Below are 13,163 nucleotides of genomic sequence, written 5' to 3'. Positions count from 1 at the left end.
GGCGCCTCCGGCCTCCGTGCCGTCAGCCCTTCGTCGCCCTGGCGAGGGACGGGGCGATGCGCAGGGCGTTCGCGCCGATCGTCAGGGCCGGGTTGAGGGCCGCGGAGGACGGGAAGAACGACGAGTCGGTCACCCAGAGGTTCTCGACGTCATGGCTGCGGCACAGGGGATCGAGTACGCTCTCCACCGGGTCGTGACCGGCCACGGCCGTCCCGCACATGTGCGAGTTGGTCTCGATGCCCATGCGCTGGGTGAAGATCAGCGGATAGCCGGCCTTGCGGACCGCCCGGGTCACCCGGCGCACGAGTTCGTGGTGGGGCGCGACGTTGGTCGGCGTCCAGTCGATGAGGATGCGCTCGCCGTCCACGCGCACCCGGTTGTCCCGGGACGGGAGGTCCTCGGTCGTCAGGTAGATGTCGAGACTTCTGGCCGCCATGAGCTTCAGGGCCCACGTCGGTGCCCACGGACGGGCCGGCTTCAGCATGGGGGCCCGCAGCTTGCCCAGCATCTGGAGGTTCCCGAGCGGGAAGCGCGTGCCCGGTCCGGCTTCGTAGAAGTCGTTCAGACCGAGCGTCTTCTGCCACTGGGTGGGGTTGGTCCGCAAGGGGTTGACCCCGACGAAGAACGTGCTGTTGTGGACCATGTAGTTGCGGCCCAGCAGTCCTGACGAGTTGGCGAGACCCTGAGGGTGCGCGTCGTCGGCCGAACGGAGCAGCAGCGCGGCCGAGTTGACGGCACCTCCGGCGAGGGCGAACGTCTTGGCGTTGATACGGATGATCCGGCCCGCGTGCCGGGCCTCGGCGGCGACGACCTTCCGGCCGTCGGGCGAGGTGATCAGGCGGGTGATCTCCGCACCCGTGAGGATCTTCACGCCGTCGCGCAGCGCGGGCAGCAGGAGCCGGTTCTCGGCGTCCGACTTCATGCCCGTCTCGTCCGGACAGCCGTCGGCGGCCGTCACGGCGGCGCGGTCGGCCTGCGTGCTGATGTTCAGGGCGTTCGGCGTGTGGAACGGGTGCAGGCCCTGCCGCCGCAGTGACCGGGAGAACCGCTCGATCTCCGGTTCGTGCCGCAGCGCCGGGTACGGGTAGGGCTTGGAGCGGGGCGGCTCGGTCGGGTCCTCGCCGGTCTGCCCATGCACCTGGAGCAGCTGCTCCATGGTGGTGTAGAAGGGCTCCAGGTCGTCGTAGGCGAAGGGCCAGGCGCGCGAGACACCCTCATGGTGTTCCACCTCGGTGAAGTCGCTGCGCCGGAAACGGGGCAGCATGGCGCCGTAGAAACGGGTGTTTCCGCCCACCCAGTAATAGACACCCGGCGCGAACGGCTTGCCGGTGCTGCCGTCGTACCAATAGCCGGCGTTCTTGTACCGGCCCTTGATGTACATCTCGGCCGGCTGCGCGTTCTCGGGTTCACGTGGAAGGAAGTGGCCCCGTTCCACGACGAGTACGTCGAGACCGGAGTCCTTCAGTGCCCAGGCCAGCGAGGACCCGCCCATGCCGGAGCCGATGATCAGGACATCGCTGCTGATCTCTTCGACGGTACCGGCTGAGACAAGGGCATCGGGCCGAAGCTCCGGGGGTGTGTAATCCAGACGCACCGGGTGGGACATGAGTGGGGATCCCCTCTTTGCCACGATAGTTCGAAGAGAGCCTAAGCAGCGGCATCGATGCAGCACACGCACGAAATGAGTAATGACTGCCGCTTTAATTGCTCACCTCGTGCATGGGCCGCGTATGCCCGGCGTCCTTAGCCTCTCCGGGAACCACAACGCGCCGATCAGGGCGACCGAAGTTCCACGGAGGCGAAATGGACAGGGAATCGTACGACTACGTCGTCGTCGGGGCCGGCTCGGCCGGCTGTGCGGTGGCGGCCCGGCTGTCCGAGGATCCGGGGGTCACGGTCGCACTGATCGAAGCGGGGCCGCCGGCCCGGGGCCGCCTCTTCGAGATACCCGCGCTGTTCTCGCAGCAGCTCAAGACGGTGTACGACTGGGACTTCGAGACCGAACCCGAGCCACGACTCGGCGGGCGCCGCGCCTACCTGCCCCGCGGCCGGGTGATCGGCGGCACCAGCTCGATGAACACGATGCTGTACGTCCGCGGGCACCGCTACGACTACGACACCTGGGAGCGGCTCGGCAACCCGGGCTGGGGATACGACGACGTTCTGCCCTTCTTCAAGAAGTCCGAGGACAACGAGCGCGGAGCCGGCGACTTCCACGGCGTCGGCGGCCCCCTCACCGTCAGCGACCCCCGCTCCGTCCACCCGCTGCTGACGGCGTGGGTCGAGGCGGCTCAGGACGCGGGGTACAAGCACAACTCGGACTTCAACGGAGCCGAGCAGGAGGGCGTGGGCTACCACCAGGTCACCCAGCGCAACGGCCTGCGGTGCAGCAGCGCGATCGCGTTCCTGGAGCCGGCCGTGGGGCGTCCGAACCTCACCGTCCTCCCCTCGACGACCGCCCTGCGCCTGAGCCTCGACGGCTCGCGGGCCGCCGGTCTGGAGGTCGACCACCTCGGAACCGTCCGGACGATCCATGCCGACCGTGAGGTCGTGCTGTCCCTCGGCGCCTACAACTCGCCCCACCTGCTCCTGCAGTCCGGTATCGGGCCGGCCGACGAACTGACCGCGGGAGGGATCACCCCCCTGCACGATCTGCCTGATGTCGGCAGGAACATGCAGGACCACACCGGGTGTTTCATCAGCTTCTTCAGCGACACCGAGCCGCTCCTGGGACCGGACACCTCCGCGGCGGAGCGGCTCCTTCGCGAGCAGGCCACCGGCCCGATGGCCTGGAACGAGACCGGCGGCTTCTTCAGCTCCGGCGACGACGTCCCCGCCCCGGACATCCAGGTCCACGCAGCGCTCGGCATCGTCCGTGACGAAGGTCTCGCCGCGCCGCTCGAACCGGGAATGTCGTTCGGGCCCTACGTCGCACGGCCCGCGAGCCGCGGCTCGGTGCGGCTGCGGCACTCCCACCCCTACGCCAAGCCGCGCATCTTCCACAACTACCTCGACGACCCCGACGACCGCCGACGGCTGCGCGAGGGTGTCCGGCTGTGCATGCGCATCGCCCGTGAGCAGCGGCTGACGTCCCTGCTGCAGTCGGACCTGCGCGGTGCCGCCGACGCCGGACTGGCCCCGCGGTCGGACAGCGACCAGGACATCGACGAGTTCATCCGCACGCAGTCGTTCTCCTTCTACCACCCGTCGGGCACCTGCATGATGGGCAAGGTCGTCGACCACGAACTCCGCGTGCGCGGGCTGGAGAACGTCCGCGTGGCGGACACGTCGATCATGCCGACCCTCGTCACCGGGAACACCAACGCCCCCGCCATCATGATCGGGGAGAGGGCCGCCTCGTTCATCCGGACGTCGGCGGGCTGACGCCCGGGGCGCAGGGTCACACGGTCCGCACGACGGTGCCGTCGGCTTCGAGCGCGGTGACTTCCCCGGCGGCCGCGGTGGTGTCCGTGACGAGGGTGTGCACGAGGGCGGCGGGGCCGACGTGGGCGCAGGCGGTGTGGCCGAGTTTGCTGCTGTCGGCGGCGGCGATGACGCGGCGGGCGGAGGCGATGCCCGCCTTCTTCCGGAGTCCCTGACGACCTTCGCGATCAGCCCGTGCCGGTCTGCGTTGCTCATGCCGCGATTGCCCCCCAAGAAACGAACAATCGGCGTGTTCAATATCCAGCTTTTCAAACATGTCGCATGTTCGTTACGGTGTCGGTGTGGAACGTTCCCTGCGAGCCGCCCGCGTGGCGGCCTATGTCTCCTTCGTGCCACGCGACGCTCGGCGGCCTGCTGGTGGTGCTCGGGCTCGGGGCAGTCGTGGGCATGCGGGTGGCGGGTCCGCTGACCGACCGCTACGGCACCCGCACCGTGGTGCCGGCCGGCGGCGTCCTCTGCGGTACGACCCTGTTCCTGCCCGGTCTCGCCCACGACCCGTGGACGCCGGCCGCCGCGCTGCTGGTCTTCGGGCTCCGCAACGGCTGCCCGGACGTGAGCGTGAACGCCCACGCCGTGCACGTGGAGAAGGCGTCCGGTGCCTGCCGCTCCCGACGTCGAGAGCGCGGGCTTTGCGGAGGAGGCCGGGACGTCACCGCCCGCCGAGGGCTCCGGCAGCACGGGCCGGGTCCGGCCGCCGGCCGTCCTGGCGCTGATGGTGATCCCGTGCGAGGGCGCCGCCAACGACTGGAGCGCCCCGCACTCCTGTTGACCCTGCTGTGCGCGACCACCGCCGTGCGCGCCGGCGTCCCGCACACCGGACCCGACCGCGCCCGCCGCCCCGAGATGGCGGTCGGCAGCCACTGACCGCTTGTGCGGCACGGTCCCTGACAACCGTGCCGCACAAGCTCTCCTCCCCCGGTCACCAGGGCCGGGAGCAACGCCCTCAGCCGACCGAAGGAGCCCCAGTTGTCCGAGTCACCCGCACCCCCCGCCCGCGGCGCTGTCGGTGTGATGCTGCCGCTCGATCTCCCCGTCGCCGAGGTGCTGCCTTATGTCCGGCGCGCCGAGGAGCTGGGGTTCGACCAGGTCTGGGTGGTGGAGGACCTCGGCTGGCGCGGCGGTGTCGCCCAGGCCGCCACCGTCCTGGCCTCCACCAAGAACCTCACCGTAGGGATCGGGATCATGCCCGCCGGCGCCCGCAACGTGGCCTTCGCCGCGATGGAACTGGCCACCCTCGCCCAGCTCCACCCCGGCCGGCTCATCGCGGGGATCGGCCACGGCATGCCCGGCTGGATGCGCCAGGTCGGGTCCTGGCCCGAAAGCCCTCTGACGCTGATCAAGGAGTACGCGAGGGCGCTGCGGCTGCTCATCGCGGGTGAGCCCGGTCCCGAGAACGGCCGGTACGTCCGCTGCGAAGGCGTGGTCCTCACCGAGATCCCGGACATCGTCCCCCCGGTGATTCTTGGCGTCCGCGGCCCCAAGTCGCAGGCAGTCGCGGGCGAGGTCGCCGACGGGCTCCTGCTGGCCGAGCCCGCCGCACCCGCGTACATCACCGCCTCCCTGCGCAACCTGGGCGCCTCCGCGAACCCTCGGGAGACCGTCGTCTACGACGCTGCAGCCGTGGACGACGACGAGGAAGCCGCCCTGACCCGTGTCCGCGCCGGCCTGGAGTCGGTTGGTGAGCCGCAGTGGGCCGCGCACATCGACCCCCTGCCCTTCGCCGAGGAACTGCACGCACACCGCGCCGCCAGCCCCGACGCCCGGCACTTCGCCCGGACGATGCCCGCCGACTGGGTCCGTCAGCTGAGCATCGCCGGCACCCCCGCCCAAGCCCGCGCGGCGATCGACGCCCGCCACGCCGCCGGAGCGACCAGCGTCGTGCTCGCCCCGGCGGGCCCCGACGCCCTGGCCGCCCTCGATTCCCTCGCCCGCGTACTGCCCGGCCGGCACTGAACTCGACGCCCCGAGACCCAAGGGAACCGACCCTCATGACCACCGACCGCCGCCGCATCGTGCTCTTCGACCTCTTCGGGGTCATCGCCCGCCACCAACGCCCGGGCGCCCTGGAGAAGATGGCCGCCCGCTGCCGCACCTCCGCCGACGCCTTCACCACGGCCTACTGGACCCACCGCCCGCCCTACGACGCCGGCCGGCACACCGCATCCGCGTACTGGACCGACGTACTGCACTCGCTGTCCCGCCCTGCCGACGCCGACACGATCGAAGAGCTGCGGCTCACCGACATCGACAGCTGGTCCCGCGTCGACGACCGCATGGTCACCTACGTGCGGACCCTGCGGGACCGCGCCCGGGTCGCCCTGCTGTCCAACATCCCGGCGGACCACGCGGACGCCTTCCTCGCCGCCCAGCCCTGGCTGCACGACCTCGACCACATGGCGTTCTCCGGGAAGATCGGTGCGGCCAAGCCCGATCCGGCCGCCTTCCAGCACTCGGTCGTCGCCCTGCGCGCAGTACCCGCCGACTTCCTCTTCGTCGACGACCGCGAGGAGAACGTCCGCGCGGCGCGGGCCGTCGGCATGAACGGGCACGTCTTCGACAGCCAGGACGACCTCGCAGCCGCCGTCGACGCGTGGCTGTGAACCGATCGCGGCGGTGGGGGGCGGGGCCGGACGCGCTGACCACGCCGGCGGGGGTCTCCTCGGTGGGCGGCCCGCGGGCCGGGCGAGGGCTGATGATCGTCATGAATGCGGGTGAACCGGATCCCTGTCGGGGTAAACGTCCCCGAACTGCAGTTCACCACTTCTAGTGAAGCTCTGGCCGTCAGTTGCTATCGACAACCGTCGGTTGTCAAGCTGTTGCTGACTGTCAACCCTGGGAGTGCACGTGGCCTTTGGTGACCAGCCCGCATACCTCCGGGTCGCCGACGACCTCCGGAAGAAGATCGTCGCGGGCGATCTGCCACCGCATGCCCGCCTCCCCTCCCAGGCGCGGATACGCGAGGAGTACGGGGTCTCGGACACCGTCGCCCTCGAAGCCCGCAAGGTGCTGATGGCCGAGGGCCTGGTCGAGGGCCGCTCCGGGTCGGGCACGTATGTCCGCGCGCAGCCCGTCCCGCGCCGTCTGATGCGTACCGGCTATCGCGCCCGGGGCGAGTCCAGCCCGTTCCGGCAGGAGCAGGGGGACGACCGGGTCAGCGGCACCTGGGAGTCCGGCAGTGAGCAGGAGGAGGCGAGCCCGGAGATCGCCGAGCGGCTGCGGATCGAGCCGGGTGAGCGCGTCATGCGCACCCGGTATCTCTTCCGGGCGGCGAATGAGCCGGTGATGCTCTCCACGTCATGGGAGCCGCTGGCCGTCACCGGGCGCACCCCCGTGATGCTGCCCGAGGAGGGGCCGCTCGCCGGGCGCGGGGTGGTCGAGCGGATGGCGGCCGTCGACATCGTGGTGGACAACGTGGCGGAGGAGGTCGGGGCCCGTCCGGGCCTCGCCGAGGAGGTGCTGGCGCTCGGCGGGGTGCCGGGCCATGTGGTGCTCGTGATCTCCCGTACGTACTTCGCGGGCGGTCGGCCCGTGGAGACGGCGGACGTGGTGACGCTGGCCGAGCGCTATCGGGTCGCGTACCACCTGCCGGTGAAGTGACGGCGGCGGTCGTAAGAGAGTCGGGCCGGGCAAAGGGCCGGTAATTTATTCGGCTGGTCTTTCTTCGGGCGCGGTCAACTTGAGCTTAATATGAGCTTGTTGGTTTGTGGGTGGCCCCTTCTTCCCCGGACTCCGCTCTACAAAACACATGCATTCGAATGACTACGTGCGGTGATATCGAAACGGACGCATTCGGCGATATCGCAGCGGAATGACGGCCGCGGTGAGGGGCGCCGCCGCCGACCGGTCCGTACCATCTGGCCAGCGAGGCTTCACCTGGCGTCGCATGCCGTGCCGGGTCCGTAGAGGTTTTGCGAAGGCCCTTCCGGTGGCGGCCCATATGCGCTCCGCAAGGCGCTCGCCGTATAGGTGTGTTGCGTGGATCACACGCTATTGCCGATAGCTCAGATCGACCTCAAACCCGTAAAGCGCACCCTTAATTCGCTTGTACGATGGCGCGCGTTTACATCAGGTCAGGGGGGCGAAAGGAGCGTGAGGGACGTTGAGCACAGAACAGGTTTCCCATTCGCATTACAAACGGTCATTGGGCACGGTGGCTCTCACCGCTGTCGGCCTCGGCTCGATCATCGGCTCCGGCTGGCTCTTCGGTGCCGCGCGGGCCGCGGCGCTGGCGGGCCCGGCCGCCATCGTCGCCTGGGTGATCGGTGCGGCGGTCGCCCTGACCATCGCCCTGACGTACTCCGAACTCGGTTCGATGTTCCCCAAGGCCGGCGGCATGGTGCGGTACGGCCAGTACTCGCACGGCTCGCTGGCCGGATACCTGGCGGCCTGGGCCAACTGGATCGCGATCGTCTCCGTCATCCCCGGTGAGGCGACCGCGTCCGTCCAGTACATGAGTTCCTGGGACTTCGGCTGGGCCAAGGCGCTGTACGACGGGAAGGAGCTGACCGGGAGCGGTGTCGCGCTCGCGTCCGTGCTGCTGGTCTTCTACTTCTTCCTCAACTGGTTCGCGATCACCCTCTTCGCGAAGACCAACACCGCGATCACGGTCTTCAAGGTCGTCGTGCCCACGCTGACCGCGGGCGCCCTGCTGATGTCGCACTTCGACACCGGCAACATCACCGACAACGGCGGCTTCACGCCGAACGGCTGGAGCTCGGTGTTCACCGCCGTCGCCGTCTCCGGCATCGTCTGGGCCTACAACGGCTTCCAGTCGCCGCTCAACATGGCGGGTGAGGCCCGCAACCCGGGCAAGGCGCTGCCCAAGGCCGTCATCAGCTCCATCCTCATCGCGCTGGCGATCTACGTAGCCCTGCAGATCGCGTTCCTGACCGCCGTCCCGGCGGCCGACCTCGCGCACGGCGGCTGGGCCCAGCTCTCGTACAACTCCCCGCTCGCCGACCTCTCCCTCGCCTGGGGGCTGAACTGGCTGGCGCTGCTGCTGTACGCGGACGCCTTCGTCTCCCCGTCCGGCACCGGCATGATCTACGCGGCCACCACCTCCCGCATGGTCCAGGGCGTCCAGGAGAACGGTCACCTGCCCGGCGTCTTCGGCAAGGTCGACCCGAAGACCGGCATCCCGCGCCCGGCGCTGGTGCTCAACCTGGTGATCGCCTTCGCCTTCCTCGCGGTCTTCCGCGGCTGGGGCTCGCTGGCCGAGATCGTCTCCGTGGCGACCGTCATCTCGTACGTCACCGGCCCCGTCGCCGTGATGTCGCTGCGCAAGCTCTCCCCGGACCTGCCGCGCCCGGTGAAGCTGCGCGCGATGCCGGTCATCGCGCCGATCGCGATGGTCTTCGGCTCGCTCGTCCTCTACTGGGCCCGCTGGCCGCTCACCGGCAAGGTCATCTTCATCATGGCGATCGGCCTGCCGATCTGGGCCTGGTACGAGCTGCGCAAGCCGTGGGCCGAGCTGAAGCCGCATCTGACGGCCGGAGCCTGGATGGTGACGTACCTGCTGGTCATGGCCGCGGTGTCATGGGCCGGTGGTACGGAGTTCGGCGGCCGCGGCTATCTGCCCGAGGGCTGGGACATCCTGGTCGTCAGCCTGCTCGCCCTCGGCTTCTACAACTGGGGCGTGCGCAGCGCGTGGCGCAATCCCACGCTGCTGCAGGCCGAGCGCGAGCTGGCCGAGACCCCGGCCGAGGAGCTGACCGGCGAGGCGGAGCGGGAGAAGGTTTTCGTGCGCGGTTGAGGACGTGGCCGGATGCGTGCCTCGTTGTGAGAACACGTATCCGCTGCGTGAAGGTAGGGCGTAGGCTCGGGCATATGCGGAACGGGATTTCCTTGACGGTGTCGCCCAGACGCGTGCCCGGGTGCGCCACAACGGAGGGGGCGGAGAGATGAGTGACGGCAACGCCGCGCTGCCATGGCTCGTCATCCGCCAGGACGGCAACGGCAACCGCTATCGCGTCGGCCGCTACGCCACGCGTACGGAGGCCCAGGAGGTCGCCGACCGGCTTGAGACCCAAGGGCAGGAACAGCTCTACGTCGTCGAGCGGACCGCCGCGACCGGGCACGCGGGCTGACGCCGCCCGTATCCACCCGGACCGCCCGCACATGGCCTTGCCACCGGCGGGCCGGAGTCTCCCGTTCGTCCGGCGGGAGACTCCGGCCCGCCGGCCTTGCGCGCGGCACCCCCTAGAGTGCGGGCATGACGGTGCGCGTGGTGGTGGGCGGAGCGGTGTTCGACCGGGGGCGGCTGCTGGCCGCGCGGCGCAGCGCCCCGCCCGAGCTGGCCGGGCGCTGGGAGCTGCCCGGCGGCAAGGCCGAGCCCGGTGAGACCCCGCCGCAGGCCCTGGTGCGGGAGCTGCGCGAGGAACTGGGCGTCGAGGTCGAGCCGCTGGAGCCGCTGCCCGGCGAATGGCCGCTGAAGCCCGGCTATGTGCTGCGGGTGTGGACCGCCGCGCTGCGCTCCGGCGAGCCGCGTCCGCTGGAGGACCACGACGAGCTGCGCTGGCTCACCCCCGACCGGGTGGACGAGGTCGACTGGCTGGACGAGGACCGGCCCGCGGTCGCGGAGGCGGTCCGGCGGCTGCGCGCCGCGGAACACCTCCATCCGCGCGCCCACTGAACCCCTTTCAGCTCTTTCGGTCCCACGGGGACGGCCCCGCGGCGGTACTCGGGGCGGGATCCCGGGTATGGGTGGCCCGATCGGGCCGCGTGTGTACGCCCGTCGCGAAACCGGCGCGCCGCGTTCCGTGCTGAGGGCCGAGATGTCGGACCCCGGCGGGACCGGGCCGGAAAAACCGTGTGGTTCGAGCTGCCTCTCCCTGGTTAGGAGTGTGGGGGAGCGCTGATCTTGAGCGCTTCATCAAAAGCCGGGACGGAAACGGATTGCGGGCTGAGATAGTGCTGTGATCGTGAAGACCGTACTCCGGATGGCCGTGGTGCTGGATACTCGGCTATCTGTAGCCGGTCGGAGCACCTGAGCCGGAGGGGACGGGCGCATGAGCGAGAAGCCAGCGGGGGCGGATATCCCCGAGGGGACGGTTGGTTCGCAGGTGTCGCCAGTGTCGCGAATGTCGTCGACGTCCGGTTCGGTGTCCGGTTCGGTGCCGGGACCGATGTCCGATGTGTGGCAGAGCAGTTCGCCCGGATCGATCTTTGACTACATGCGCGTCGCCTCCTTCTCGCTGGGGACCGACGGCCGCATCGCGCAGTGGAGCGAACGCGCGGCCGAGCTGCTGGGGCTGACGGCGGCCCAGGCTGTCGGCAAGGATCCGGTGGAGGCCTTCGTGCCGGCTGAGCTGCGGGAGACCGGCCGCCGCAAGGTCGCCGACATCCTGGACGGCCGGGAGTGGACCGGTCTGGTCCCCTTCCGCAGCCCGCAGGCGCCCGGCGGAGTCGGCATCGCCGAGGTGTATGTGATGCCCAGCCAGGGCGAGGACGGGGAGCGCACCGCGCTCTGTCTCGCCGTCGATGTGGGGGCCCTGCGCGGACTGGAAACCGATCTTGCCGCCTCACAGGCCGTTTTCGGTCAATCTCCCCTTGGCTTCTTTCTCTTCGGTACAGATCTGCGCATGCTCCGGGTCAACGACCGCTTTGCGAAGGTTTTCGGCCGTCCGGTCGAGGAGTACCGCGGCGCGACCGCGCACGATCTGCTGCCCCGGAGCGAGGCCGACCGGCTCGCCGCCGCCCTGCGCCAGGTCCTGGACAGCGGAAGGTCGCTGACCGACATGCCGGTCATGGGCACCGTCCCCGGCGGCCACGACCGCCGCCGCTGGTCGGTGTCGCTGTACCGGCTGCACAGCGGATCGGGCCGCCCCATCGGCGTCGCCGGGCTCGCCACCGACGTCACCGGCCGCCGCCACGCCGAACAGGAGGCCGCGGGCGTACGCCGCAACCTGGCGCTGCTGAACGAGGCCGGAGCCCGAATAGGCACCTCGCTCGACCTGGAGACCACCGCCCGCGAACTCCTCGACGTGGCCGTCCCGCAGTTCTGCGACCTGGCCTCCGTCGACCTCTACCAGGGGCTGCTGTCCGGCGACGAGACCCCGCCCGGGCTCGCCGACGGCAGCGCCGAGCTGCGCCGTGTCGCCTTCGCCAGCGCCGTCTCCGACGGCCCCGTCGCCTTCGGCGACGTCTACCGCACCGACGACAGCGGCCAGGGCGAACTGCCCAAGCCCATCGAGGTCGGCGAGGTGCACCGCTACCCCTTCCACTCGCTGTGCGCCCACGCCCTGCGCACCGGCCAGGTCCGGGTCGTCACCGGCCGCGACGGCGGTGAGAGCCCGGAACTCGGCGCCATACTGCAGTCCACCCTCCTGGTGCCGATGGTCGCCCGCGACACTGTCGTCGGCCTCGCCCAGTTCTCCCGTACGAAGGGCAGCGAACCCTTCGGCGAGCGGGACCGGGCGCTCGCCGTCGAACTGGCCGCCCGCGCCGCCGTCTCCATCGACAACGCCCGGCTCTACCGCAGAGAACACGAGCGCGCGCTGATCCTGCAGCGCAGCCTGCTCCCGCCCGGCGACCCGGAGGCCGCCGGGCTCGACATCGCCTGCCGCTATCTGCCGGGCAACGCGGCCACCGAGGTGGGCGGCGACTGGTTCGACGTCATCGAACTGCCCGGGCACCGCACCGCGCTGGTGGTCGGCGATGTGATGGGGCGCGGCCTGCGGGCCGCCGTCGCGATGGGCGAGCTGCGCACCGCCGTCCGCACCCTCGCCCTGCTGGACCTGGAGCCCGCCGAGGTGCTGTCCGCGCTGGACGAGATCGCCCGGGGGCTGGGCGCGCCCGGCGGCTCGAACGCCGGGGCGCGGGCCGCGGGGCGTTCCTTCGGCGGCTCCTCCGATCTGTCCGAGGTCTACCTCGCCACCTGCGTGTACGCCGTCTACGACCCGGTCACCCGGCGCTGTACCTTCGCCAACGCGGGCCATCTGCCGCCCGCCCTGGTCGAACCGGGGGAGGGCGCCCTGCTGATGGAGGTGCCGCCGGGGATGCCGCTCGGTGTCGGCGGCGAGCCCTTCGAGGAGATCGAGGTCGACCTGCCGGACGGGGCGCTGCTGGCCCTCTACACCGACGGCCTCGTCGAATCCCGCGACCACGCCCTGGACGAGGGGCTGCAGGATCTCCGTACGGCACTGTCCACACACGAGGGCGCGGACAGCCCGGGCAGCTCGCTGGAGGACATCTGCGACCACGTCCTGAGCAGCCTCGACACCCACCACGGCGAGGACGACATCGCCCTGCTCATGGCCCGGGTGCAGGGCCTGCCGGCCGACTCGGTCGGCGACTGGAAGCTGCCCACCGACCCGCAGTCGGTCGGGCGGGCCCGCGAACTCGCCCGTGAGCAGCTGGAGTCCTGGGGCCTGGAGGGCCTGGCCGACACCACCGAGCTGCTGGTCAGCGAGCTGGTGACCAACGCGCTGCGGTACGGCGAGGGCGAGATACGGCTGCGGCTGCTGCTGGACCGGACGCTGGTGTGCGAGGTCTGGGACGGCAACCTGGTCCAGCCGCGGCGGCGGCGCGCCCGCGACACCGACGAGGGCGGCCGCGGGCTGCAGCTGGTCGGCCTCCTCAGCGCGGGCTGGGGCAGCCGCCGCACCCCGCACGGCAAGACGGTCTGGTTCGAGCTGGCCCTCCCGGACGGCGAGTCCTCGGGCCCGGACTCGGTGGAAGCGCTGCTCAGCCTCTGGTGAGGAGCGGCTGCGGGCCCGCGT

Annotated in this window: 10 protein-coding genes and 1 pseudogene; 9 read left to right on the top strand and 2 right to left on the bottom strand. The window is 70.7% G+C overall.

The window, feature by feature from the left end:
* Positions 1-22 precede the first annotated feature (22 nt).
* Positions 23-1,606 carry a GMC oxidoreductase gene (locus ASC60_RS07855; protein ID WP_055548165.1) on the bottom strand — a complete coding sequence of 528 codons (1,584 nt, stop codon included), beginning with the start codon at positions 1,604-1,606 and terminating at the stop codon, positions 23-25.
* A gap of 197 nt (positions 1,607-1,803) precedes the next feature.
* Between ASC60_RS07855 and ASC60_RS07850 the strand changes: the two genes are divergently transcribed.
* On the top strand, positions 1,804-3,384 hold the full coding sequence (locus tag ASC60_RS07850) for a GMC family oxidoreductase (protein WP_055548164.1): 1,581 nt from the start codon (positions 1,804-1,806) through the stop codon (positions 3,382-3,384).
* 16 nt (positions 3,385-3,400) lie between these two features.
* Here the strand turns inward: ASC60_RS07850 and ASC60_RS07845 are convergent.
* A pseudogene (locus tag ASC60_RS07845) lies at positions 3,401-3,586 on the bottom strand (decarboxylase); the annotation flags it as partial.
* Positions 3,587-3,762: 176 nt separating this feature from the next.
* Here ASC60_RS07845 and ASC60_RS38895 point away from each other — a divergent pair.
* The 8 genes from ASC60_RS38895 (at position 3,763) to ASC60_RS07805 (ending at position 13,142) form a co-directional block, all read left to right on the top strand.
* Positions 3,763-4,308 carry an MFS transporter gene (locus ASC60_RS38895; RefSeq protein WP_055548162.1) on the top strand — a complete coding sequence of 182 codons (546 nt, stop codon included), beginning with the start codon at positions 3,763-3,765 and terminating at the stop codon, positions 4,306-4,308.
* Between the two features lie 102 nt (positions 4,309-4,410).
* On the top strand, positions 4,411-5,397 hold the full coding sequence (locus ASC60_RS07835) for an LLM class flavin-dependent oxidoreductase (RefSeq protein WP_055548160.1): 987 nt from the start codon (positions 4,411-4,413) through the stop codon (positions 5,395-5,397).
* Positions 5,398-5,432: 35 nt separating this feature from the next.
* A complete protein-coding gene (locus ASC60_RS07830; RefSeq protein ID WP_055548158.1) occupies positions 5,433-6,044 on the top strand; it encodes an HAD family phosphatase in 612 nt (203 codons plus the stop codon).
* Positions 6,045-6,288: 244 nt separating this feature from the next.
* Entirely contained in the window at positions 6,289-7,041 is a 753-nt protein-coding gene (locus ASC60_RS07825; protein WP_055548155.1) for a GntR family transcriptional regulator, read from the top strand.
* A 502-nt stretch (positions 7,042-7,543) separates the two neighbouring features.
* On the top strand, positions 7,544-9,196 hold the full coding sequence (locus tag ASC60_RS07820) for an APC family permease (protein WP_055548154.1): 1,653 nt from the start codon (positions 7,544-7,546) through the stop codon (positions 9,194-9,196).
* Between the two features lie 148 nt (positions 9,197-9,344).
* Complete coding sequence (locus ASC60_RS07815; RefSeq protein ID WP_055548153.1) at positions 9,345-9,530, top strand: SPOR domain-containing protein; 186 nt, start codon at positions 9,345-9,347, stop codon at positions 9,528-9,530.
* A 125-nt stretch (positions 9,531-9,655) separates the two neighbouring features.
* Positions 9,656-10,075 (top strand): (deoxy)nucleoside triphosphate pyrophosphohydrolase, encoded by a 420-nt coding sequence (locus tag ASC60_RS07810; protein ID WP_055548152.1) that lies wholly within the window; start codon positions 9,656-9,658, stop codon positions 10,073-10,075.
* Positions 10,076-10,451: 376 nt separating this feature from the next.
* Positions 10,452-13,142, top strand: coding sequence for a SpoIIE family protein phosphatase (locus tag ASC60_RS07805; RefSeq protein WP_063787085.1), 2,691 nt, complete (start codon positions 10,452-10,454; stop codon positions 13,140-13,142).
* Positions 13,143-13,163 lie beyond the last annotated feature (21 nt).

This window comes from Streptomyces sp. NBRC 110028, assembly GCF_001417735.1.
Classification (GTDB): Bacteria; Actinomycetota; Actinomycetes; order Streptomycetales; family Streptomycetaceae; genus Streptomyces.
Note: the sequence above shows the minus strand (reverse complement) of the source record. Positions and strands in the feature narration are given on the sequence as shown.

What these genes read in the sequence shown, in the direction of transcription:
- ASC60_RS07830 (WP_055548158.1), top strand. Translation starts at nt 5,433, where the DNA reads ATGACCACCGACCGCCGCCGCATCGTGCTCTTCGACCTCTTCGGGGTC.
- ASC60_RS07805 (WP_063787085.1), top strand. Translation starts at nt 10,452, where the DNA reads ATGAGCGAGAAGCCAGCGGGGGCGGATATCCCCGAGGGGACGGTTGGT.
- ASC60_RS38895 (WP_055548162.1), top strand. Translation starts at nt 3,763, where the DNA reads ATGTCTCCTTCGTGCCACGCGACGCTCGGCGGCCTGCTGGTGGTGCTC.
- ASC60_RS07815 (WP_055548153.1), top strand. Translation starts at nt 9,345, where the DNA reads ATGAGTGACGGCAACGCCGCGCTGCCATGGCTCGTCATCCGCCAGGAC.
- ASC60_RS07850 (WP_055548164.1), top strand. Translation starts at nt 1,804, where the DNA reads ATGGACAGGGAATCGTACGACTACGTCGTCGTCGGGGCCGGCTCGGCC.
- ASC60_RS07855 (WP_055548165.1), bottom strand. Translation starts at nt 1,606, where the DNA reads ATGTCCCACCCGGTGCGTCTGGATTACACACCCCCGGAGCTTCGGCCC.
- ASC60_RS07810 (WP_055548152.1), top strand. Translation starts at nt 9,656, where the DNA reads ATGACGGTGCGCGTGGTGGTGGGCGGAGCGGTGTTCGACCGGGGGCGG.